This window comes from Gilliamella sp. W8123 (assembly GCF_016101085.1).
Classification (GTDB): domain Bacteria; phylum Pseudomonadota; class Gammaproteobacteria; order Enterobacterales; family Orbaceae; genus Gilliamella; species Gilliamella apis.
This window is the reverse complement of sequence record NZ_JACFRE010000001.1, coordinates 417,407-439,475: the sequence shown is the minus strand read 5'-3', so window position 1 is coordinate 439,475 and position 22,069 is coordinate 417,407. Positions and strand designations below refer to the sequence as shown.

The following is a 22,069-nucleotide window of genomic DNA, read 5'->3' as shown; positions in this document are numbered from 1 at the left end:
TAATGGTTGATAAAGTTGCTGTATTGTATGGTGGAACCTCTGCTGAACGTGAAGTATCACTAAAATCAGGACAAGCTGTTCTAGCAGGATTAAAAGAAAATGGTATTGATGCCCATCTTGTTGATACAAAAGAGTATTGTATAACTAATCTAAAACAAGATGGTTTTTCAAAAGCATTTATTATTTTGCATGGGCGTGGTGGTGAAGATGGTATTACTCAAGCCATTTTAACTTATCAAAATATTCCTTATACCGGAAGTGATGTTTTATCGTCAGCATTAACTATGGATAAGTTAAAAACCAAACTAGTGTGGAAATCTCTTGGTTTACCTGTTGCTGATTATGTAATGGTTGATAAATCACAATCAATTGATGTTGATAATATTATTAAACAACTTGGCTTACCATTGTTTGTTAAACCTAGCCATGAAGGTTCAAGTGTCGGTATGTCTAGGGTTAATCAAGCAGACGAATTAAAAGCAGCTGTTGATATTGCCTTTAAATATGATAATACCGTGATGATCGAGTCATTTTTAGCTGGACCAGAGTTTACTGTAGCTATTGTTGGTGAAGATGTTTTACCTGCAATTTACATTAAACCTGCTACCAATTTTTATGATTATGATGCAAAGTATTTGTCAGATAAAACCCAATATTTTTGCCCTAGTGGATTAAGTGATGCTAAAGAACAAGAAATTCGTAAGTTAGCTCTAGATGCTTATAAAGCTGTAGGATGTAGAGGTTGGGGAAGAGTCGATATTATGTTTGATGAAAATGAAAAGCCATATTTACTTGAGGTAAATACTGCCCCTGGAATGACAGATCACAGCTTGGTACCAATGGCGGCAAAAGAATATGGCTGGTCATTTAGTGAATTGGTTAAACGTATTTTACAATTAGCAACCATATAATTGGCTTTATTTTTATGAAAAAAGTCCGACAAGCAGCGCATAAACATCAAAACCAGAATAAAAGAAAGTTGCTTGTTTTTCGCAATGCAGAACAAATGTTAGGTTTTTTGTTCTTAGTAGTAATAGTTGTTATTTGTGGATGGGTCGTCAATTCTATTCGAGACTGGATGGAAGATCCCGATCAGATGGTATTATCACAATTGACCTTAAGTGGTGATTATACTTATACGACTGAAGATGATCTTAGACAAGCAATTCTAGGATTAGGTTTGCCAAATACCTATATTGGACAAGATGTGGATGATATTCAGCAAGAAATTATGCGATATCCTTGGGTAAAACAAGCAAGTGTTCGTAAACAATGGCCCGACAGATTGATTGTAAACATTGAAGAATATAAACCTGCATTTTACTGGAATGATTTATATTTACTTGATAAAAATGGCAATACTTTCAGTGTGCCATTGGATCGTTTGAACGATTTATCATTGCCAAGGCTTTATAGCCCTGAAGGTAAAGCCAAGTCAATGTTAGAAACTTATTTTAGATTAGAGGAACTCTCTAAAAAATGGGCTAACAATAAGTCTACTTTGATAATTCAGGCAGCAATATCGGATGAACGTAATGCATGGCAATTAATGGTAAAGCAATGTAAAGTTGATTTGTGTTCTGAAAATGAGGAAATAAAATTGATATTAGGTAGCGAAAAAATAGAACAACGTTATCAACAATTTATCAAATTATTTCCAGAAATTCAGTCAAGAATACCGGATGGTGAAAAAATAACGGCTGCTGATTTACGTTATGAAAATGGTATTTCAGTGCAACGAGAAAAAATCTCTCAATAAGGAATAAATAAAGGCTGAAGTATGAAAGCAACAGAGAAAAAATTGGTTGTTGGACTTGAAGTTGGCACCTCGAAAGTTCTTGCCCTCGTTGGTGAAGTTCTTCCTGATGGTATTGTCAATATTATTGGTGTTGGCCATTGTCCATCAAAAGGTGTTGATAAAGGTGGTGTGAACGATCTTGAATCAGTGGTTAAATCAATCCAACGAGCTGTTGATCAAGCTGAATTAATGGCTGATTGCCAAATATCTTCTGTTTATTTAAGCCTGTCAGGTAAACATATTCGTTGTCAGAATGAAATTGGAATGGTGCCGATTGCAGATGAAGAAGTGACAGCAGAAGATGTTGAAAATGTTGTTCATACTGCTAAATCTGTACGTATTTTAGATGAACATAGAATCTTACATGTTATTGCCCAAGAGTACTCTATTGATCTACAAGAAGGTATTAAAAACCCAATTGGATTATCTGGTGTAAGAATGAAAGCGAAAGTTCATTTGATCACCTGCCATAATGATATGGCGAGAAATATAGTTAAAGCAGTAGAGCGTTGTGGATTGAAAGTTGATCAGCTTATTTTTTCTGGTTTGGCATCGAGTTATGCTGTATTAACTGATGATGAAAAAGAGTTAGGTGTTTGCGTCATAGATATTGGTGGCGGAACAATGGATGTCTCAGTTTATACTGGTGGAGCATTACGTCATTCTGTGGTTATTCCTTATGCTGGTAATGTTGTTACCAGTGATATTGCTTACGCATTTGGCGCACCACCAATGGATGCAGAAAATATTAAAATTCGTTATGGATGTGCTGTTGGTTCACTAGTCGGTAAAGATGAAGTTATTGATGTTCCAAGTGTAGGTGGACGTCCGTCTCGTTCATTACAGCGACAAACATTAGCTGATGTTATTGAACCTCGTTACTCAGAGCTTTTATCGTTAGTTCAAAAAGAGCTATTAGTATTACAAGACGAGCTTAAAAGACAAAATGTTAAATATCAATTGGCAGCAGGGATTGTGTTAACAGGCGGCGCTGCGCAAATTAAAGGTATGGTTGAATGTGCTGAGAAAGTGTTTCAAAATCAAGTACGTATCGGTCAGCCTTTAAATATTTCAGGATTAACTGATTATGTACAAAAACCATATTGTTCAACAACTGTAGGGTTATTGCATTATGGTAAACAAAGTTTATTACATGATGATGCTAAAGACAGCAATAAATCATCATTAAAAGGGATAGCTAAACGTTTGACCGGTTGGTTCAAAAAAGAATTTTAGCTAATATATTTAATAACTTCGTAGACATTGTAGCTGGTTATCTGTACAATGTCCTTAGATCGTAAATTTGGAGATAAGTTATGTTTGAGCCTATGGTTGCGGATGATGAGCCAGCAGCTGTCATTAAAGTTATTGGTGTCGGTGGCGGCGGCGGTAATGCTGTTGAGCATATGATTGCTGAACATATTGAAGGCGTTGAGTTTTTTGCAGCAAATACTGATGCACAAGCATTGAAAAGAATAAAAGTTGGTCAAACTATCCAAATCGGAAATAATGTTACCAAAGGACTTGGTGCTGGTGCTAATCCAGAAGTTGGCAGAAATTCAGCAGAAGAGGATCGTGATGTTATTCGTAGTGCGATTGAAGGTGCCGATATGGTCTTCATTGCAGCCGGAATGGGTGGCGGAACAGGTACTGGTGCTGCACCAGTTGTTGCTGAAATTGCGAAAGAATTAGGTATTTTAACTGTAGCTGTAGTTACAAAACCTTTTGGATTTGAAGGTAAAAAACGCATGGCTTTTGCTGAGCAAGGTATTGCTGAATTAGCTAAACATGTTGATTCACTTATCACAATTCCAAATGATAAATTATTAAAAGTTTTAGGGCGTGGCGTTAAATTATTAGATGCTTTTGCTGCAGCAAATGGTGTATTAAAAGGTGCAGTACAAGGTATCGCCGAACTAATTACAAAACCAGGTCACATCAACGTTGACTTTGCTGACGTTAGAACTGTAATGTCTGAGATGGGTTATGCGATGATGGGTTCTGGTCGTGCAACTGGTGATAATCGAGCTGAAGAAGCAGCTGAAATGGCGATTTCAAGTCCTTTACTTGAAGATATTGATTTATCAGGTGCTCGTGGCGTATTAGTTAATGTTACCGCAGGTCTTGACCTTGGTCTTGAAGAGTTCGAAACAGTAGGTAGCACCGTAAGAGCGTTTGCATCTGATAATGCTACTGTTGTTGTGGGTACGACTTTTGACCCAGATATGTCAGATGAGATTAGAGTGACTGTGGTTGCTACAGGTATTGGAATGGATAAACGTCCAGAAGTTAAGATAACTAAACCTGCCGCTCATCACGGCTCGTTGTTTGGCCAAACAAGTCATTTGCCGTTACAACAAGAAGAATCATCAATATCTAAGGTTGTGAATGAACCTGATGTGTCTCCTATTGAAGAGCGTAAAATTTTAGATATTCCTGCGTTTATTCGTAAGCAGGCTAATTAATATTGAACTTATTTGATTTATTATTGTCTAATGGCATAGTAACAAATAAAAAAGTAGGTGCGAAGTGAAACAAAGAACATTAAAAAAGACAATTCAAGCAACTGGTGTCGGTTTACATACTGGTAAAAAAGTTACTTTGACATTACGTCCTGCACCGGAAAATACAGGTATTATTTATCGTCGTACAGATTTAAATCCGTATGTTGATTTCCCTGTGGATGCAAAATCAGTGCGAGATACAATGCTTTGTACCTGTTTGGTTAATGAAGATAATGTTCGTATTTCAACTGTCGAACATATTAATTCAGCATTAGCTGGACTTGGTATCGATAATATTATTATTGAAGTAAATGCTCCGGAAATTCCAATTATGGATGGTAGTGCAAGTCCGTTTATCTATTTATTACTAGATGCTGGAATTGCTGAACAAAATGCGTTGAAAAAGTTCTTACGAGTAAAAGAAACTGTTCGTGTTGAAAATGGTGATAAGTGGGCAGAAGTGCGACCATATAGTGGTTTCCGTTTAGATTTTACTATTGATTTTCGTCATCCGGCTATTGATAGTAGTTCGCAACGTTACCAACTAGATTTTTCTTCTGAATCTTTTATTCGCCAAATTAGTCGTGCAAGAACTTTTGGCTTTATGCGAGATATCGAAGCTCTACAATCCAAAGGATTATGTTTAGGTGGTAGTTTAGATTGCGCGATTGTTGTTGACGATTATAAAGTTCTTAATGAAGACGGTCTTCGTTTTGAAGACGAATTTGTACGTCATAAGATGCTTGATACCATTGGTGACTTATATATGAGTGGTCACAATATGATTGGTGAAGTCGTTTGCTATAAATCAGGTCATGCATTAAATAACCAACTATTGCAAGCTTTATTGGCGAAACAAGATGCTTGGGAATATGTGACATTTACTGAAGAGCAAAGTGTTCCTGTTGCTTTAGGTACTAGACAACTTGTTCTAGCATAAATCCTTAAACGAGAATAATTGCTTTATTAACGCTTCCGAATTGGAAGCGTTTTTTATTTTTATAATTATGAGATATTAACATGAATAATAGCCATTTCTTTGCTCATTTATCACGTTTGAAATTAATTAATCGCTGGCCTTTAATGCGAAATGTGAGAACAGAGAATGTATCTGAGCATAGTCTACAAGTTGCTTTTGTTGCACATGCTTTAGCAGTCATTAAGAATAAAAGATTTAATGGCAATGTTAATCCTGAGCGAATCGCATTATTAGCGATGTACCATGATGCATCAGAAGTATTGACTGGTGACTTACCAACACCAACTAAATATTATAATCCGCAAATTACAACTGAATATAAAAAAATTGAAAAAATAGCTCAAAATAAACTTATTAATATGTTGCCTAAAGAGTTGCAAGATGATTTTAGATCATTAATTGATGATGATTATTATGATGAGTCTGAAAAAAGTATCGTAAAACAAGCAGATGTTTTATGTGCATACCTTAAAACCATTGAAGAACTTAGCGCCGGCAATAATGAATTTAAGTTAGCTGAGCAACGTTTGAAAAAAACATTATCAGAACGAAACAGTCCTGAAATGGATTACTTTTTAGATATATTTGTGCCAAGTTTTAGTTTATCTTTAGATGAAATTACTATGGATAAATAGTTTTATTTATTTTTTAATAACTAATTTATTAAATAGTAAGAAAAAAATTAAAGTGCATCGGATCTATTTTTGATAAATATAACGCTTTACTGGGCGACCAATTGGTAAGTAAGTCAAATGACTTTCTATCTCTCCCTGTTCTTCTAAGTAATCCAGATATTTCTTAACTGATATTCTAGATAGTGAAATTAATTCAACAATATCACTCATTGAAAAATCTTGCTGATAATTAGCGACCACCTCTCGCACTGATTGTAATGTTTGTGAATCAATACCTTTAGGTAACCTAGTTGAGGGATTAACGTGTTTGGTAAAAATCCGATCATCTAATTGATCTTGATTTAGTATTTCTGATGATGATAACAATCGAACACGTTCTTGATAGGAGATTAAGGCTGTGCGAAATCGTTGAAAAGTAAAGGGTTTAACTATGTAATCAATGACTCCTAAACGTAATGCTGTCTGAATGTCGTTGGTATTACATGCAGCTGTTACCATTATGATATCTATTTTCGGATAACTAATGCGAATGTATTTTAATAGTTCAAGACCATTTAATTTTGGCATAAATACATCAAGCAGTAACAGGTCAATGTGGTTATCATGAATAAAATGTAGTGCTTGTTCTCCATTACTAACAACAGATGCCAAATTGAAACCAGGTAACATTTGTAAATATTTTTTATTTAATTGAGCCACCATTGGATCATCTTCAACGATTAAAACTTCTACCATTTTCTTATTTATTCCTATATATCTCTTTTAGTGGTAATAGTACCTTAAAACAAGTCCCTTTTTTATTATTAAGATCACATAATTGTATATGCCCATCTAATTCGTCAATACTAGCCAATACTAAATAGAGTCCAAATCCACGGTTATCCCCTTTAGTTGAATAACCTTTTTGAAAAATATATTGAATATCTTTTTCTGAAATACCTTCTCCATTGTCATTAATTTCTATTTCAAAATTAGAGTTATCTATGACTAAACTTACTTTTATCTGTTTATCATCTAAAAACTGTACAGCATCCAACCCATTATCAATTAAATTACCAAGTATTGTGACTAAACTATGAATAACAGAAGTGTCTGTTATGGGTGCTAAAATACCATCAATATTGAACTCTAAGGTAACATTTAATTCACGGGCTCGGCTAAACTTACTATTTAAAAAACCAGCTATAATTGGATCTTTTATATATTGACTAACAAGTTTTGATTCAGCCTGTTGGTTGCCAATAATTTGTTCAAGGTAGTCCATTAATTCTTGTTTATTATCATTGAAAGCTAAACCATAAATAACATGTAGTTTGTTATTGAATTCATGTGATTGTGAACGTAAGGCATCGGCGTATCGATTTACCCCAGTTAAATTTTCTGCCAATTTACGAACCTCTGTCATATCTCTAAATGAGGCAATGGCCCCGACTAAAGCATCATTAACAAATAAAGGTGTTCGATTGGTGAGTATTACCACTCCATTGATATTTTGTTCACAATCATATTCCGCATTGCCACTCATCATCACTTCATGTAGGCGAGTATTAGGAATGAAATTGTTAATAGGTAAGCCAATAATATTTTCTTTATCATCATCTATACGTAAAATTCTAATCGCTTCATCATTAATTTGAGTTATTAAACCGTTTCGATTGATAACAACAATCCCTTCTTTTACTGTTCTAATAATTGCATTTCGTTCTGCAAATAACTGAGCCATTTGAATTGGTTCAAGACCATATAGGATCTTTTTTATATTATGGGATAACAAGTAGGCTAAAATAATAGCGATAGTTAACGAGGCAAATAAGGATAACCAAATCGGTTGGCTTGTTCTCGATGCTAAATGATTAATTTTCTGCAACGTTTGACCAACCAAAACGGCACCAATTTGTTGATGTTTTTCATTCATGATTGGTTTAAATGCTCGAACAGAATCCCCTAACGTACCCTTTGCAATTGAAGTATAGGACTCACCATTTAACGCTCGTTGTTCATCTCCTCCGACTATAGTTTGGCCGATTTTATTTTTATCTGGATGTGAATATCTAACACCTTGCATATTGAATATAACAATAAAATCGATTTGAGTCAGTGCTCTAGTTTGTTCTGTAGTTGCCTGAATGGCGGTGATATTTTGTAAAGTAGGATTTTGTATTTTATCAATGATCGTCTGAGAAGTTGAGATAATACTGGCAATATTTTCTACACGTTGTCGAGAATTAATAAGATATTCGTTATTGACTACATGAATAATATAGATGTTTTGTGCAATAACTGAGAGTATAAAAACCAAACAAATTAGGCTTATTAGCTTAACTTTCAATGGTAATTTGTTAAATAGGTATCTCATTATCATTTAATATATAAAAAATAAACGTCTAACTATATTAACTGATTAACAGGCAAAACCTACTAATAAATTTATTAGTAGGTTTTTTTAGTTAATCTAATTTATTTTCAAGTTATCATTACAGTTTTGCTGCATTTTTGACACTTTCGGCAACAACTTTCGCTACATTAGGTTCGAAAGCGTTAGGTAATATGCAATCAACTGAAAGTTTTTCTGGTGTAATGATATCCGCTAATCCTTTGGCTGCAGCAAGTTGCATGGCTAATGTAATATTTTTTGCTCTAGCATCTAAGGCTCCTCTGAATATACCTGGGAATGCTAACACGTTATTGATTTGATTTGGATAATCACTACGCCCAGTTCCAACAATATAAGCTCCTGCGGCTTTGGCTTCATCAGGGAATATTTCTGGTGTAGGGTTTGCCATAGCAAAAATAATCGATTTTTCGGCCATCGTTTTAACCCATTCAGCTTTTAGTACTCCCGGTGCCGATACACCAATGAATACATCAGCACCTTTAACTGCATCTTCTAATGTACCTTTTTGTTTAGATTTATTGGTTCTTTTCGCCATTGCTAAATGATGGGGTGGTAACGAAGTGTCATCTTCAGATAATATACCAATTTTATCGACAATTTTAAGATCTTTGACGCCGGCAGCTAATAACATATCGGCGATTGCTAAACCAGCTGCTCCTCCGCCATTAATCACAACTTTGGCTGATTCTATCGATTTGCCAGCAACTTTTAAGGCATTATATAGTGCTGCTAGTACCACAATTGCTGTGCCATGCTGATCATCATGGAACACAGGAATATCTAAAATTTCTTGTAATCTTTTTTCAATTTCAAAACATCTTGGCGCACTAATATCTTCAAGATTTATTCCACCAAATGAAGGAGCCAACGCAGCAATATGTTTCACTAACTCATCTGGATCTTGAGTATTAATTGATAGAGGTATTGCATCAACATTAGCAAATTGTTTGAATAAAATTGCTTTGCCTTCCATTACCGGAATAGCTGCTTCTGGTCCAATATTTCCTAAACCTAATACTGCTGAACCATCAGTAATAACAGCTACTAAATTACGTTTACTGGTATATTCGTAAACTGATTCAGGATTTTTAGCTATTTCAGTACACACTGCGGCAACCCCAGGTGTATAAGCAACACTAAGATCTGCCATTGAATTAACGGGCACTTTAGAATGAGTTTCAAATTTGCCATGCATTTGCTTACTGATTGCTAGCGCTTTTTCTTGTACTGTTGTCATAATATTTACCTTTTTAAATATATTAAATCTATGTTAGATATTTTGTAAGATTAAATTAATGCAATAATTCATCTCAAACTGTTTATAAATTTATTTATTAATTCTTTATGTTATATAAAATTACATATGTAAATAACGCATTAGTGCTGTGGTACATATCACCATCAAAGCCCCTCCTAATCTTGTTGCGACCTGAGCAAAAGGCATTAAGTTCATTCTATTTGCTGTAGAAAGTATGGCTACATCACCAGTCCCGCCCATACCGCTTTGGCAAGACGAAATAATTGATGCTTCAACAGGATACATTTTTAAGAAGAAGCTACAGACAAATCCTGTCATTGAAACAGTGAAGACAATCGCGATAATAGTAATGAAATATGGGATAGTTAATACATTAACTACACTGGCTAAATCAATATAAAGCAGACCTAATCCAGCCATTAATGGGAAAGTAAAATTACCCGAAATAAATTTGTACCATTGTTGGCTACCACGCTCTACACTTTCTGGTAATAAACGGAAATATTTAACTACCGCAGTAGCAATAATCATTAAAACAGGGCCAGGGAAATGAATCATTTTTTCTAGAATCATTCCAAAAATGAATAAAGTGGCTAAAATCATTACTGCACCACTCATTGAGCGAGCATCAAGTGGGGTTTTATCATCTTTTAATGCTTCAGCTAAACCATCAAACTCAATTTTGACCAATTGACCATGACCACTTAAATGAGGTTTAACTTCACCTATTCGGCTCATAACGGCTGTAAAGGTAATTGCAAAAAAGTTACCAACTACTGTAGCAGGAATTAATGCACTAACGAAACTATCATAATCTTGATTTAGGATATTGCTATAAGCATTAGAAAGTTGTAAAACACCTTCACCAATTCCTCCTGCCATTACTGGCGAAACGGTATAGAAAAAGGCGTGTTCCCAAGTATCACCAAAAGCTACAGCGACAGCTACACCAACTAGTGCCGCTAAACACATTCCTAATAACATCGGGATCATCATGCGAATAAAGCCTTGAACTAAAATGACTCGATGCATACCAAGAATACTACCACATACTAAACTGGCGATATAAAAGAGCAGGAAGTTAGATTCTTTCATTAACATTTTGGTCGCCGATAGGGTATTTTCATCAAATACACCATAGTAAACTAATAATGAAGGAACAATTAATGACAGAATAGCAGGGGCCCCAAACTTTTTGAAAAATGGAATATTTTGTCCTACAGTTCCCAAAAACCAACCTAAAGGTAATATTACGGCAAAACCACCAATTAATGTTCTTGGTAGCATGTCCAGTTGGGCGGCAATAATAACTATAATGGAACAAACTAAAAATATAGGAAGGGGGAGTGAACCTATATACATCTTATTTTCTTTTATATCTTGAAGTATGCTCATAACTAAACCTCTTTATGTTTTTTTATATTACATAAGCAGTATAGTTAGGTAGATATAAATCAGAAGATTAAGAAAGTTATCTAACTAATTTTGTAATTAATGTAAGTATGTTATTAACATAATTATTGATTTATAAAGACATTTATATTTAGATCATTTTTAAAATAATAAAATTAGTAATGACTAATTTATTAGGATGCTCTTATAATCATTTGACTAATTAAATCAAACAATCCATTCTTAATTTTTGCCCCTTTTTGAGTATACCAATCCCGGTTCTTGAACTTTTTTATATAGCCATTATTAGCTAAACAGTGTTGTCTTTAGTGTCTAAACAAAAGATGAATAAATGATTCTGTAAGATGATGAGTATGGTTAAAAAAGGTAATAATGATATGTGTAATTATATCAATGAAAAAGCGGTAATTATTACCGCTCTTTTATAAAGAAATTATCAGATCAGTTATTTTTGTTTAGCATAAGGACCATATAAAATCCCGTTACTTTTTACCGGGTTTGGTGTAAATAAACGAGCAGCTGCGACGCTTGAGATTGCTACACTTCGATCCGTAACAGTATCACTTATTTGAGTGATAGCAGCAGAAATTAACATACCTAATAAACTATTATTTGATTGTTGGTTTTCTAGACTAGAAGCTGTAGCACTGCCTGTCCAAATAACTTTTCCAGTTCGAGCATCGAGTAGTTTTGCTTCTAATGTTACACGTGTATCACTTTGGATCACTTGATAATTAGTTCCATAATTTTGCACATTAATATATAAAACTGCATCAGGATCAAAGGTCTGTTGTAATTTAGATAAACTAACTGCGTGAATTTCGTTAGCTACCGTTAAGCCATTTTGTTTAAATACTTCATCAGTAAACATAACAGGGAAAACATAATAACCAGCTTCAGCTAAAGGTTAGGTAAGGCTAGTTGTTCAAGGAAGGATAAGCTTATAGAAACGTTATTCAATTATTAAAAAATAATATATAGTTGCTAAAAACCCTGTTCCTCAAAAACTTTTAAGGAATACGAGGGGATTAGCGTAATAAGCAAGCTTGAATTTTATCGACTTCTTTATTAAGTGCATCAATAACTAAATCAGGATGTGATCTTTCAAGGGTTTTTACGTTTTGAAATCCATCATTAGCAATCGAACCGGTATATTGTTGAGCTTGTTTAATGTTGCTAAATAAGTAATGAATATTTTTAGCTTTTCGCGTAGTTGTTAAGGTATAACTGATAAAGTATTTAGTTTGCGATTGATAATCAGTAAGCGCATTGGCAACAATATTATTTCCTTCAACTAATTTGATGGTATCTCCGCCATTGATGGTAATGGCTTGTTGAGTTGGCATATTGTAATATGGCCACCAAGCTGAACCCAAATAGTTATCGCTATTTAAAACCACTGGGCTGTTATCAAGTTCTTGAGCAATACAAACTGATAATGAAGAATGAAGAACAGTGATAGGACGAGAAGTACTATATTTATTTATTATATCCACACCGACAGGATTTTGGGCAATTTCGACTCCTGGAGTTTGATAGATTGATTGCATTTTGTGAGAAGCACAGCCAGTTAGCAACATTACTAAAACAGTAAAACCAATTAACTTTCTCATATCTCATCCTAGCTTGATTAACTATTTTAATTCTAACTGGTTATAAAAGGATTTACTAGTATTTAGCTGATGAAGTTATAAATTTTTTTAACATAAAGAACTAAACGATTGTTTAGTTCTTTATGAAACCGAATTGGAAATAATTTGGGACAAAAAATGAGAGAAATTAGTTTTTCTCTCAATTTTATTATTAGTCTTCTTTACCGCGAATTTTCCGTGATAATCGTTTAAAACCATGGGTAAATTTCTTTATTGCCATTGCCAAGACCGGTACTTTAATTTTAATATCAAAACGCTCACGCAACTCGATCGCATCATTAGCTTTGGTAAGCCAAATAAAACCAGAGTTGGTTAAATCAATTGCTTTGATTGTTCCTTCAGGTGTTAAAATAAAATTCCCTCCATGAATGTCATTGGAAACTAAATTATAACTATGTAATTTTTCAACGCAGTTTTTTATTTGTTCACCATAGGTTTTCATTTCTTCCCATTTTAACGAGCGACCTTCAATAAAATTAAAAATCATATAATGACGTTTGGTAACTTTATCAAATGCAACTAAATAAAGTTCATAAGCAATATCACATTTTTCCAACGATATTTTAGCTAGCTTATGAATTAAATTGAAATAAAAGTCACCAGTCAATTTGGCTATAATACGGCGTTCTAAACGATGTTCAACACCACCATCAATTTTAAAAATGAATTTAGTTTTCTCATGATTGATTAAATATGTATATCGCTCAATTCTATCACTTGGATCGAGTAATTCATGATGGCCTTCTTCAGCCAAAAATTGGTCAAAAAGGTCTAAATAATTGATTTCATCATTTTGCACATAGGCAAATTTCATATTGCCACGTTCAATTTCAATAATTTTTGCAAAGTTATTCAAATTTTGTAGTCCTAAGAGAGATCAAAAAAATTAAGCTATCTTAAACATTATCCCACCTAAAGTAAATCAATCACTGACAGTTATTAGAACAAACATCAAAAGTATATAAAAAGAATTTTAACTACTTATTGAACTTTTAAGTTAAATTAATACAAAGCTAATATTAGTAAAGATGAGTAATTAAGGTAGTTTAGTGGAAAAGGTAGATTTACTATTTATAAAAATTCACTTAATGATATGATCTGTTTATTATTAACAGCGACTATTTTTTATGCAAACTAAAGCTGCTGTGTGGTTTTTATATATCATAAGAACCGCAAAACAATCTTTATATACTGGTATCACTACTGATGTTGCTCGGAGATTACACCAACATCAAATGGGTAAAGGTGCAAAATATCTAAAAGGACATAAGGATCTTATTATCGTCTATCAACTAAGTGTTGGTGATAGATCAACTGCCTTGAAATTAGAATATCGTATTAAACAGTTAACCAAAATTCAAAAAGAAAAGTTAGTTTCAATATCTCCAAGTCTCAATGAATTATTTATTTTTCTAAATATAAAAAATATTTAACGTTATTTATTGTCTACATAATTGATAATAACTGTAATGGTGGAGCTTTAATTGCTTCAATTTGTTGGTTAAATTGTTTTAATTGTTGTTGCCAAAAATCAATATCAGTCAACCAAGGGAAGGCTCGAGGAAAAGCCGGATCTTGCCAACGTTGAATAATCCATGCCAGATGGTGCACAATTCGCATTGCTCGTAATGGTTCGATTAATTTCAATTGGTTATTATCAAATAGGAAAAATTCCTCATAAAGTTCAATAAAACTGGATAATTGAATTCTCTGCTGTTGTTGATCACCATTGAGTAGCATCCAGATATCTTGAATTGCTGGACCGTTTCTCGCATCATCAAAGTCAACAAAAATGGCTTTATCCCGCCATAAAATATTTCCAGGATGACAATCGGCATGTAGTCGAATTGGTTGCCAATCGTTATGCCAATGTTGTTCAACAGTTTTAATTAAATCGCGGAGGATGATTTTAAGCTCTATTTGGATTTTATTCGGGATGATGGCGTTAGATAACAAAATTTCTTGAGGTTGGTAAAGATATTCTTGCAAACCTATGGTTGGACGGTGTTCAAAAGGTTGTTTTGCGCCAATTTGATGAATTCGACCAAGCATAGTTGCTATGGAATCAAATTGCTCTAAATTATCGGTTTCATACTGCCTTGCGCCAACACTAGGAAATAATGCAAATAGATAGCCCTGATATTCATGCACACTACTGTTGTTAATTACCAGAGGTGCAATAACTGAGATATCTGCCTGTGATAATTGTTGGGTAAATTGATGCTCTTCAATAATTTGTGATCTATTCCAGCGATGTGGCCGATAATATTTAACGACATAACGAGTGCGATTTTCGTCGGAAAATTGATATACGCGGTTTTCATAACTATTTAAAGCCGTAAGGCCTGAATCAACGTAGATACCTATAGTAGCTAAACTATTAAGAATCAGTTCTGGTGTTAATGTTTGAAAAGAAAATGCACTGTTGTTCATAATGTTCAATTATTGTTGGCTAAACCATTCATCTAGTTTTTGTTTTAATGCATCTAAACCAATGCGTTTTGGCGATGAGAAAGGTGCAACAGTAATATCACCTTGAAAAGGTAAAATGGCTTCTTTGACCATATTAACTTGTTTTTTTTGTGCACCAGAAGCCAGTTTATCGGCTTTAGTTAATAATAACATTACAGGAATATTTACAGATACAGCCCATTCAATCATTTGTTGATCCAAATCTTTTAATGGGTGTCTAATATCCATTAAGACAATTAAACCTTTTAAACTTTCTCGTTTTTGCAAATACTCACCCAGTGATTTTTGCCACTTGCGTTTAATCGCTTCAGGTACTTGGGCATAACCATAACCAGGTAAATCAACTAAGCGACAGTTTTCTTCAACTTCGAAAAGGTTAATTAGTTGTGTTCGTCCTGGAGTTTTACTGGTTCTTGCTAGAGCTTTTTGATTGGTTAATGTATTGAGTGCGCTTGATTTACCCGCATTGGAACGGCCTGCAAATGCAATTTCAACGCCAGTATCAATTGGTAAATGTGTAATGTCAGGGGCACTTAAGATAAAATGCGTTTTAGCATAATTTAATGGTCGAATGTCGCTCATAAACAATATCCTTTAAGTGCATTAACGGCACTTAATCACTTAAAATGCCGTTACTGTATAGAAAAACTTAAGAATTGACAACTTTTTCGACTGCTTTTCTAAATCGGTTCATACCTTCTTTTATTTCATCTTCCGAGATAATTAAAGATGGCGTAAAACGTAGTACATTTGGCCCAGCATTAAGTATCATTACTTTATACTCGGTAGCAAAATTTAAAAAATCTCGCGCTTTACTATGAAATTCAGGTTGTAATTCAGCACCTAAAAGCAAGCCTTTACCTCGATACTCTCGAAATACTTTGAATTTATCATTGATGGTTTCAAGTTGTTCAATAAACATTGCCCGACGCTTTTGGACACCTTCAAGTACTTCTGGGTTGTTAATGATATCGAAGGCAGCACAACTAACGGCACAGGCCAGTGGGTTTCCACCATAAGTGGTACCATGAACACCAGGATGCATTACCGATGCAATCTCATTTGTGGTTAGCATTGCACTAATAGGAAAGCCACCACCGAGAGCTTTAGCGGAAGTTAAAATATCAGGAATGACGTCATATTGTTGATAAGTATATAAACTACCAGTTCTCCCCATACCGCATTGTACTTCATCAAAGACTAATAGGGCATTATATTGATCACAAAGTGCTCGAACACCTTTTAAAAACTCTGGTGTGGCAGAGGTTAATCCTCCTTCACCTTGCACTGGTTCTAATACTACAGCACAAGTATGATCATCCATTACTGCTTTAACAGCATCTAAATCATTAAAAGGAACATGAATAATATCGGCAGGTTTAGGCCCAAAACCATCGGAATATTTAGCTTGCCCGCCAACGGAAACGGTAAAAAGGGTGCGACCGTGAAAAGATTGATAAAAAGCGATAATTTTAGTTTTATAGGGACTATATTTTTCAGCCGCATAGTATCTTGCTAATTTAAAAGCAGCCTCATTTGCTTCAGCGCCTGAGTTAGCAAAAAAAACTCGGTCCGCAAATGTATTTTCAATAAGTTTTTGGGCAAGTCGTAGTGAAGGCTCATTGGTAAAAACATTACTAACATGCCATAATTTTTCACTTTGTTGCTGTAGAGCATTGATTAACTCAGGATGGCAATGGCCGAGAGCATTAACCGCTATACCTCCAGCAAAATCGATGTATTCTTCACCATTTTGATCCCATACTCGACTACCTTTCCCTTTCACTGGTATAAAGCTAGCAGGTGAATAAACGGGTAGAATTACTTTATCAAACAGATCTCGTGTAATTTCGGGCTGCATTATTTAATCCTTATTTTAACCAACGGTCATTTTATATTTTATGTTATTTAAAAAGATAGTAAAGTTAATATTTATTCATAATTATTGAATTTATATTCATTTAAAATAAAGTTATATATTTTATTCTTTTCTGTAATTATTTTCGGGTATAATCAACGGTTAATTAATAATCGTCGATAAGATAGGAATAAATATGAGTCGCATTATCTATTGCCATTATTTAAAAGAAGAATCTGAAGGATTAGATTTTCAGCTTTATCCAGGTGAATTGGGTAAACGTATTTATAATGAAATTTCAAAGATTGCCTGGCAAGAATGGCTTAAAAAACAAACAATGTTAATTAATGAAAATAAATTCAATATGATGAATTTAGAACATCGTAAAAAAATAGAAACCGAAATGGTTAAGTTTTTATTTGAAGGTGAAGATGTGGTTATTGATGGGTATAAACCTGAAAATTGAGAGCTAAAATGAAAAATAACTATAAAATTATTACTTTACTCATTTCCGTAACATTATTAACAGCTTGTCCTGGTTCGAAAAACAAAAGTACTGATGAAGATTATTATATAAAAGATACCAATGCTTTTAATATTTTAATCAGTCAGTATGCAAATAATATAGAACAAATTTGGGGGGCCAAAGAAATTCTTATTGCCGGACCAAAAGATTATGTTCAGTATGAAGATAATTTGCAAACACGAGTCCACATTAATTTTGTTTCAGGTGTAATAACAATTGAGACTTTATCTGATACTCCTTTAGCTTATTTAAAAGATGCGATTGTTTCGACATTACTTATGCCAGAGCCAGTTGATATTATTCGCCATGATAAAATAAGTCAGAACTTATCAGGAGAACCATTTTTATATAACCAAGTTCTTGACCAAGAAAGACAGCCAATTCGTTGGAGTGGTAGGGCGAATAGTTTTGCTGATTATTTACTTGCCAATAATCTAAAAGTCCGTTCATCTGGTTCTCATAAAATTACCTATGTTGAAATCAAGCTAGTTCCAAATCATATTAATGAACGAGCAAGAAAATTTTTACCACTTGTTACTGAAGCATCAAATCGTTATTTTATTGATGAACGATTAATTTTAGCTATCATGGAAGTAGAATCTGCATTTAACCCTTATGCAGTCAGTCGTACTGATGCGTTAGGATTAATGCAAGTTCAACAACATACTGCCGGCCGAGATATCTTTAATTCACGAGGAAAATCAGGCGAACCTAGCCGTCAATTTTTACTCGATCCACGTAATAATGTTGATATGGGAACCGCTTATTTATCATTGTTGAAGACTAAGTATTTAGCCGGTATAAATAATCCAATTTCATTAAGATATGCAATGATCACTTCCTATAATGGTGGTGCTGGTAGTGTATTGCGTACTTTTTCTAATGATAGAAATGAAGCTATTAATATTATTAACTCGATGACACCACAACAAGTTTATCGAAAATTAGTGACCTCACATGTTTCTCAAGAATCACGTAATTATTTAGTGAAAGTAAGTAAAATCTTAGATAGCAAATAATTAATTACGCAACGATTATTAGCCACTTTTTTAGTCTAGATAAGAGATACAAAGAGTGGCTATCTTATATACAATTCACATTATTAATAACTAATGATTTTTTAAGTTTTAAAGATTTTTAATAAAAAAAACGTGATCTACGTTAATTTTGGAGTATACTATGCGCCTCATAAAAGCATAGTTTTTTTGAGGATGTCAACTTGAGTAATGATAAGCTTGTGGACTCGTTTTCTCCCGCACAAATGACCCAAATCGCCGAAGAACTTGGCAATTATAAAGTTAATAAACACCCTAGTAGTACTATCTTATCTGCTATTCTTGCAGGTGTTTTTATCTCCATCGCCTTCGTATTCTATATTACTGCAACTACCGGTACAGCAACCGTTGCTTTCGGACTCGCTAAATTAGTTGGCGGTATCTGTTTCTCGCTTGGTTTGATGCTTGTCGTTTGTTGTGGAACGGATCTATTTACTTCAACCATTTTAACTATTTTACCTAAAATGACGCATAGAATAAGTTGGGTAAAAATGTTTCGTAACTGGATTTTTGTCTATATTGGTAACTTTATTGGTGCTATACTGTTTGTAGCAATTATTTGGTTTTCTGGGCAATATATGGTTGCCAATGGTTTGTGGGGATTAAATGTCTTACAAACTGCAGATCATAAATTACACCATACTTTCATCGAAGCGGTGTTCCTTGGTTTATTAGCTAATTTAATGGTGTGTTTAGCTGCTTGGATGAGTTATGCTGGTCGTAGTTTACTTGATAAAATGCTAATTATGGTGCTACCTGTAGCTATGTTTGTCGCCAGTGGGTTTGAACATAGCATTGCAAATATGTTTATGATTCCTATGGGAATTGTAATTAATAATTTTGCGTCACCTGAGTTTTGGGCTGCTGTCGGGGTCGCTCCTGATACCTTTAAAGCACTAACAGTTGAGCATTTTATTGTAAATAATTTAATTCCTGTTACTATCGGGAATATTTTAGGGGGCTTATTAGTCGCCGTTCCTAATTGGGCTTTACATCTACGTAAGCCGCATTGATTTTATAATATTTACCCTTATGTAAGAGTAGATAGATATTTTTGTAAACCTGAGGTTAATAACTATGAGTAATTTAAATGAAGTACAAGCAAAGGCTTGGAAAGGATTTAAAGAGGGTGATTGGCAAAATAATGTCAATGTTCGCGATTTCATTCAAAAAAATTACACACCTTATGAGGGTGATGAATCTTTCTTAGCTGGCGCTACAGAAGCAACCACTAAATTGTGGGATAAAGTGATGGAAGGTATCAAATTTGAAAACTCCACTCATACGCCAGTTGATTTTGATACCAGTGTAATCTCTACTATCACTGCTCATGATGCAGGTTATATCGAAAAGGATTTAGAGAAGATTGTCGGTTTACAAACTGAAAAACCATTAAAACGTGCAATTATCCCGTTTGGTGGTATCAAAATGATCGAAAATTCTTGTAAAGCTTACGATAGAACTTTAGATCCATTAGTTAAAAAAATCTTTACTGAATATCGTAAAACTCACAACCAAGGTGTATTTGATATTTATACTCCAGATATCCTACGTTGTCGTAAATCAGGTGTAATCACTGGTCTTCCTGATGCTTATGGTCGTGGTCGTATCATTGGTGACTACCGTCGTGTTGCGCTTTACGGTATCGATTACTTAATGCAAGATAAATTTGCACAATTTACTTCATTACAAGCTGACTTTGAAAATGGCGTTGATTTACCAATGACTATGCAACGTCGTGAAGAAATTGCTGAACAACATCGTGCACTTGGTCAAATTAAAGAAATGGCAGCGAAATATGGTTTCGATATTTCAGCACCAGCAACTACAGCACAAGAAGCTGTGCAATGGACTTATTTTGGTTATTTAGCTGCTGTTAAATCTCAAAATGGTGCAGCAATGTCTCTTGGTCGTACTTCTACTTTCTTTGATATCTACTTCCAACGTGATTTAGCAGCTGGTTTAATTACCGAAAAAGAAGCGCAAGAAATTGTTGACCACTTCGTTATGAAATTACGTATGGTTCGTTTCTTACGTACTCCTGAATATGATGAATTATTCTCAGGCGACCCAATTTGGGCAACAGAATCTATTGCAGGTATGGGTGTTGATGGTCGTACATTAGTAACTAAGACTTCTTTCCGTTTCTTAAATACTCTATATACAATGGGTCCTTCTCCAGAACCAAACATGACAATTCTTTGGTCTGAACAATTACCTTCTGGATTTAAAGAATTTGCATCTAAAGTATCTATCGATACTTCATCTTTACAATATGAAAATGATGACTTGATGCGTCCTGATTTCAATAACGATGACTATGCTATCGCATGTTGTGTAAGTCCAATGATTGTTGGTAAACAAATGCAATTCTTTGGTGCTCGTGCAAACCTTGCTAAAACCCTTCTATACGCAATCAATGGCGGTGTGGATGAGAAATTAAAAATGCAAGTTGGTCCTAAAGAAGATCCAATCACTGACGAATATCTTGATTTTGACAAAGTGTTCGCTCGTTTAGATCATTTTATGGATTGGTTAGCAAAACAATACGTGACAGCTTTAAATGCAATTCACTATATGCACGATAAATATAGTTATGAAGCATCATTAATGGCGCTACATGACCGTGATATTATTCGTACTATGGCTTGTGGTATAGCTGGTCTTTCTGTTGCAGCTGACTCATTATCTGCAATTAAATATGCGAAAGTAAAAACTATTCGTGATGAAGATGGTTTAGCAACTGATTTTGAAATCGAAGGTGAATATCCACAATTCGGTAACAATGATCCACGTGTTGATGACATTGCTGTTGATTTAGTTGAACGTTTCATGAAGAAAATTCAAAAACTTAAAACTTATCGTAATGCAATTCCTACTCAGTCAGTGTTAACTATTACTTCAAACGTAGTATATGGTAAGAAAACAGGTAACACTCCAGACGGACGTCGTGCTGGTGCGCCATTTGGACCAGGTGCTAACCCAATGCACGGACGTGACCAAAAAGGTGCGGTTGCTTCATTAACTTCTGTGGCTAAATTACCATTTGCTTATGCGAAAGATGGTATTTCATATACTTTCTCAATCGTTCCTAATGCATTAGGTAAAGACGATGACGCACGTAAACGTAACTTAGCTGGCTTAATGGATGGTTATTTCCATCACGAAGCGACAGTTGAAGGTGGTCAACATCTAAATGTTAACGTATTAAATCGTGAAACATTATTAGATGCGATGGAACATCCAGAAAAATATCCACAACTAACTATTCGTGTATCTGGATATGCAGTACGTTTCAACTCATTAACTAAAGAGCAGCAAAAAGACGTTATTACACGTACTTTCACTCAATCAATGTAATTTAGTTAATAATAAACTTAAATTAAATAGCGTCCTTAGGGGCGCTATTTTTTTGTAGTTGAAATTTTTTGCTAAAAAACGTTATTGGATAATGCAACGCTATTTTATTTATTTGTCTTGATATATATTCACTATAATTAAATTAATATCGTTTCTCACTTATT

The 22,069-nt window shown here is 34.2% G+C and carries 20 protein-coding genes and 1 pseudogene; 11 read left to right on the top strand and 10 right to left on the bottom strand.

The window, feature by feature from the left end:
- Window positions 1-2: 2 nt before the first annotated feature.
- The 6 genes from H3T56_RS02005 to yfbR all read left to right on the top strand — a co-directional run bounded on the left by H3T56_RS02005 (window position 3) and on the right by yfbR (window position 5,916).
- Window positions 3-911 (top strand): D-alanine--D-alanine ligase, encoded by a 909-nt coding sequence (locus H3T56_RS02005; RefSeq protein WP_065651599.1) that lies wholly within the window; start codon window positions 3-5, stop codon window positions 909-911.
- Between the two features lie 14 nt (window positions 912-925).
- Window positions 926-1,759, top strand: a complete 834-nt coding sequence (locus H3T56_RS02000) for an FtsQ-type POTRA domain-containing protein (protein WP_086320946.1) — start codon at window positions 926-928, stop codon at window positions 1,757-1,759.
- Between the two features lie 21 nt (window positions 1,760-1,780).
- Window positions 1,781-3,034 (top strand): cell division protein FtsA, encoded by a 1,254-nt coding sequence (ftsA, locus tag H3T56_RS01995; protein ID WP_034901190.1) that lies wholly within the window; start codon window positions 1,781-1,783, stop codon window positions 3,032-3,034.
- A gap of 80 nt (window positions 3,035-3,114) precedes the next feature.
- A complete protein-coding gene (ftsZ, locus tag H3T56_RS01990; protein WP_034901192.1) occupies window positions 3,115-4,263 on the top strand; it encodes a cell division protein FtsZ in 1,149 nt (382 codons plus the stop codon).
- A gap of 64 nt (window positions 4,264-4,327) precedes the next feature.
- Entirely contained in the window at window positions 4,328-5,242 is a 915-nt protein-coding gene (lpxC, locus tag H3T56_RS01985) for a UDP-3-O-acyl-N-acetylglucosamine deacetylase (protein WP_198191889.1), read from the top strand.
- An 80-nt stretch (window positions 5,243-5,322) separates the two neighbouring features.
- Window positions 5,323-5,916, top strand: coding sequence for a 5'-deoxynucleotidase (gene yfbR, locus H3T56_RS01980; protein ID WP_198191888.1), 594 nt, complete (start codon window positions 5,323-5,325; stop codon window positions 5,914-5,916).
- Between the two features lie 63 nt (window positions 5,917-5,979).
- Here yfbR and H3T56_RS01975 read toward each other — a convergent pair whose 3' ends face one another.
- The 7 genes and pseudogenes from H3T56_RS01975 to H3T56_RS01945 form a co-directional block, all read right to left on the bottom strand.
- Entirely contained in the window at window positions 5,980-6,651 is a 672-nt protein-coding gene (locus H3T56_RS01975) for a response regulator (protein WP_065578122.1), read from the bottom strand.
- A 4-nt stretch (window positions 6,652-6,655) separates the two neighbouring features.
- Window positions 6,656-8,272 carry a DcuS/MalK family sensor histidine kinase gene (dcuS, locus tag H3T56_RS01970; RefSeq protein ID WP_255542216.1) on the bottom strand — a complete coding sequence of 539 codons (1,617 nt, stop codon included), beginning with the start codon at window positions 8,270-8,272 and terminating at the stop codon, window positions 6,656-6,658.
- A 118-nt stretch (window positions 8,273-8,390) separates the two neighbouring features.
- Window positions 8,391-9,548: an NADP-dependent malic enzyme gene (locus tag H3T56_RS01965; protein WP_198191886.1), complete on the bottom strand. Its 1,158-nt coding sequence runs from the start codon at window positions 9,546-9,548 to the stop codon at window positions 8,391-8,393.
- 120 nt (window positions 9,549-9,668) lie between these two features.
- Entirely contained in the window at window positions 9,669-10,964 is a 1,296-nt protein-coding gene (locus H3T56_RS01960; RefSeq protein WP_065651595.1) for a 2-hydroxycarboxylate transporter family protein, read from the bottom strand.
- 463 nt (window positions 10,965-11,427) lie between these two features.
- Window positions 11,428-11,877 (bottom strand): annotated as a pseudogene (locus H3T56_RS01955) (GNA1162 family protein); the annotation flags it as partial.
- A gap of 133 nt (window positions 11,878-12,010) precedes the next feature.
- Window positions 12,011-12,595 (bottom strand): hypothetical protein, encoded by a 585-nt coding sequence (locus tag H3T56_RS01950; protein ID WP_086320944.1) that lies wholly within the window; start codon window positions 12,593-12,595, stop codon window positions 12,011-12,013.
- Window positions 12,596-12,785: 190 nt separating this feature from the next.
- Window positions 12,786-13,490: a lipopolysaccharide core heptose(II) kinase RfaY gene (locus H3T56_RS01945; RefSeq protein WP_034902956.1), complete on the bottom strand. Its 705-nt coding sequence runs from the start codon at window positions 13,488-13,490 to the stop codon at window positions 12,786-12,788.
- Window positions 13,491-13,761: 271 nt separating this feature from the next.
- On the opposite strand from H3T56_RS01945, the gene H3T56_RS01940 reads away from it, so the two are divergent.
- A complete protein-coding gene (locus H3T56_RS01940) occupies window positions 13,762-14,067 on the top strand; it encodes a GIY-YIG nuclease family protein (RefSeq protein ID WP_198191885.1) in 306 nt (101 codons plus the stop codon).
- A gap of 13 nt (window positions 14,068-14,080) precedes the next feature.
- Here the strand turns inward: H3T56_RS01940 and H3T56_RS01935 are convergent, their stop codons facing one another.
- From H3T56_RS01935 to H3T56_RS01925, 3 genes are all read right to left on the bottom strand, one after another.
- Complete coding sequence (locus H3T56_RS01935; protein WP_198191884.1) at window positions 14,081-15,067, bottom strand: serine/threonine protein kinase; 987 nt, start codon at window positions 15,065-15,067, stop codon at window positions 14,081-14,083.
- 9 nt (window positions 15,068-15,076) lie between these two features.
- Complete coding sequence (gene yihA / locus H3T56_RS01930; protein WP_198191958.1) at window positions 15,077-15,679, bottom strand: ribosome biogenesis GTP-binding protein YihA/YsxC; 603 nt, start codon at window positions 15,677-15,679, stop codon at window positions 15,077-15,079.
- A 76-nt stretch (window positions 15,680-15,755) separates the two neighbouring features.
- Window positions 15,756-16,967: an aspartate aminotransferase family protein gene (locus H3T56_RS01925; RefSeq protein WP_198191883.1), complete on the bottom strand. Its 1,212-nt coding sequence runs from the start codon at window positions 16,965-16,967 to the stop codon at window positions 15,756-15,758.
- Between the two features lie 193 nt (window positions 16,968-17,160).
- Between H3T56_RS01925 and H3T56_RS01920 the strand changes: the two genes are divergently transcribed.
- The 4 genes from H3T56_RS01920 to pflB all read left to right on the top strand — a co-directional run bounded on the left by H3T56_RS01920 (window position 17,161) and on the right by pflB (window position 21,905).
- Window positions 17,161-17,430 carry an oxidative damage protection protein gene (locus H3T56_RS01920; protein WP_034902970.1) on the top strand — a complete coding sequence of 90 codons (270 nt, stop codon included), beginning with the start codon at window positions 17,161-17,163 and terminating at the stop codon, window positions 17,428-17,430.
- Between the two features lie 8 nt (window positions 17,431-17,438).
- Window positions 17,439-18,509: a membrane-bound lytic murein transglycosylase MltC gene (gene mltC, locus H3T56_RS01915; protein WP_086356858.1), complete on the top strand. Its 1,071-nt coding sequence runs from the start codon at window positions 17,439-17,441 to the stop codon at window positions 18,507-18,509.
- A 200-nt stretch (window positions 18,510-18,709) separates the two neighbouring features.
- On the top strand, window positions 18,710-19,558 hold the full coding sequence (focA, locus tag H3T56_RS01910; protein ID WP_034902976.1) for a formate transporter FocA: 849 nt from the start codon (window positions 18,710-18,712) through the stop codon (window positions 19,556-19,558).
- A gap of 64 nt (window positions 19,559-19,622) precedes the next feature.
- Window positions 19,623-21,905, top strand: coding sequence for a formate C-acetyltransferase (gene pflB / locus H3T56_RS01905; protein WP_065578112.1), 2,283 nt, complete (start codon window positions 19,623-19,625; stop codon window positions 21,903-21,905).
- Window positions 21,906-22,069 lie beyond the last annotated feature (164 nt).

Excerpts from the sequence above, each read along its gene's own strand:
- H3T56_RS02005 (WP_065651599.1), top strand. The coding sequence starts at position 3 with ATGGTTGATAAAGTTGCTGTATTGTATGGTGGAACCTCTGCTGAACGT.
- H3T56_RS02000 (WP_086320946.1), top strand. The coding sequence starts at position 926 with ATGAAAAAAGTCCGACAAGCAGCGCATAAACATCAAAACCAGAATAAA.
- ftsA (WP_034901190.1), top strand. The coding sequence starts at position 1,781 with ATGAAAGCAACAGAGAAAAAATTGGTTGTTGGACTTGAAGTTGGCACC.
- ftsZ (WP_034901192.1), top strand. The coding sequence starts at position 3,115 with ATGTTTGAGCCTATGGTTGCGGATGATGAGCCAGCAGCTGTCATTAAA.
- yfbR (WP_198191888.1), top strand. The coding sequence starts at position 5,323 with ATGAATAATAGCCATTTCTTTGCTCATTTATCACGTTTGAAATTAATT.
- H3T56_RS01975 (WP_065578122.1), bottom strand. The coding sequence starts at position 6,651 with ATGGTAGAAGTTTTAATCGTTGAAGATGATCCAATGGTGGCTCAATTA.
- dcuS (WP_255542216.1), bottom strand. The coding sequence starts at position 8,272 with ATGAGATACCTATTTAACAAATTACCATTGAAAGTTAAGCTAATAAGC.
- H3T56_RS01965 (WP_198191886.1), bottom strand. The coding sequence starts at position 9,548 with ATGACAACAGTACAAGAAAAAGCGCTAGCAATCAGTAAGCAAATGCAT.
- H3T56_RS01960 (WP_065651595.1), bottom strand. The coding sequence starts at position 10,964 with ATGAGCATACTTCAAGATATAAAAGAAAATAAGATGTATATAGGTTCA.
- H3T56_RS01950 (WP_086320944.1), bottom strand. The coding sequence starts at position 12,595 with ATGAGAAAGTTAATTGGTTTTACTGTTTTAGTAATGTTGCTAACTGGC.
- H3T56_RS01940 (WP_198191885.1), top strand. The coding sequence starts at position 13,762 with ATGCAAACTAAAGCTGCTGTGTGGTTTTTATATATCATAAGAACCGCA.
- H3T56_RS01935 (WP_198191884.1), bottom strand. The coding sequence starts at position 15,067 with ATGAACAACAGTGCATTTTCTTTTCAAACATTAACACCAGAACTGATT.
- H3T56_RS01925 (WP_198191883.1), bottom strand. The coding sequence starts at position 16,967 with ATGCAGCCCGAAATTACACGAGATCTGTTTGATAAAGTAATTCTACCC.
- H3T56_RS01920 (WP_034902970.1), top strand. The coding sequence starts at position 17,161 with ATGAGTCGCATTATCTATTGCCATTATTTAAAAGAAGAATCTGAAGGA.
- mltC (WP_086356858.1), top strand. The coding sequence starts at position 17,439 with ATGAAAAATAACTATAAAATTATTACTTTACTCATTTCCGTAACATTA.
- pflB (WP_065578112.1), top strand. The coding sequence starts at position 19,623 with ATGAGTAATTTAAATGAAGTACAAGCAAAGGCTTGGAAAGGATTTAAA.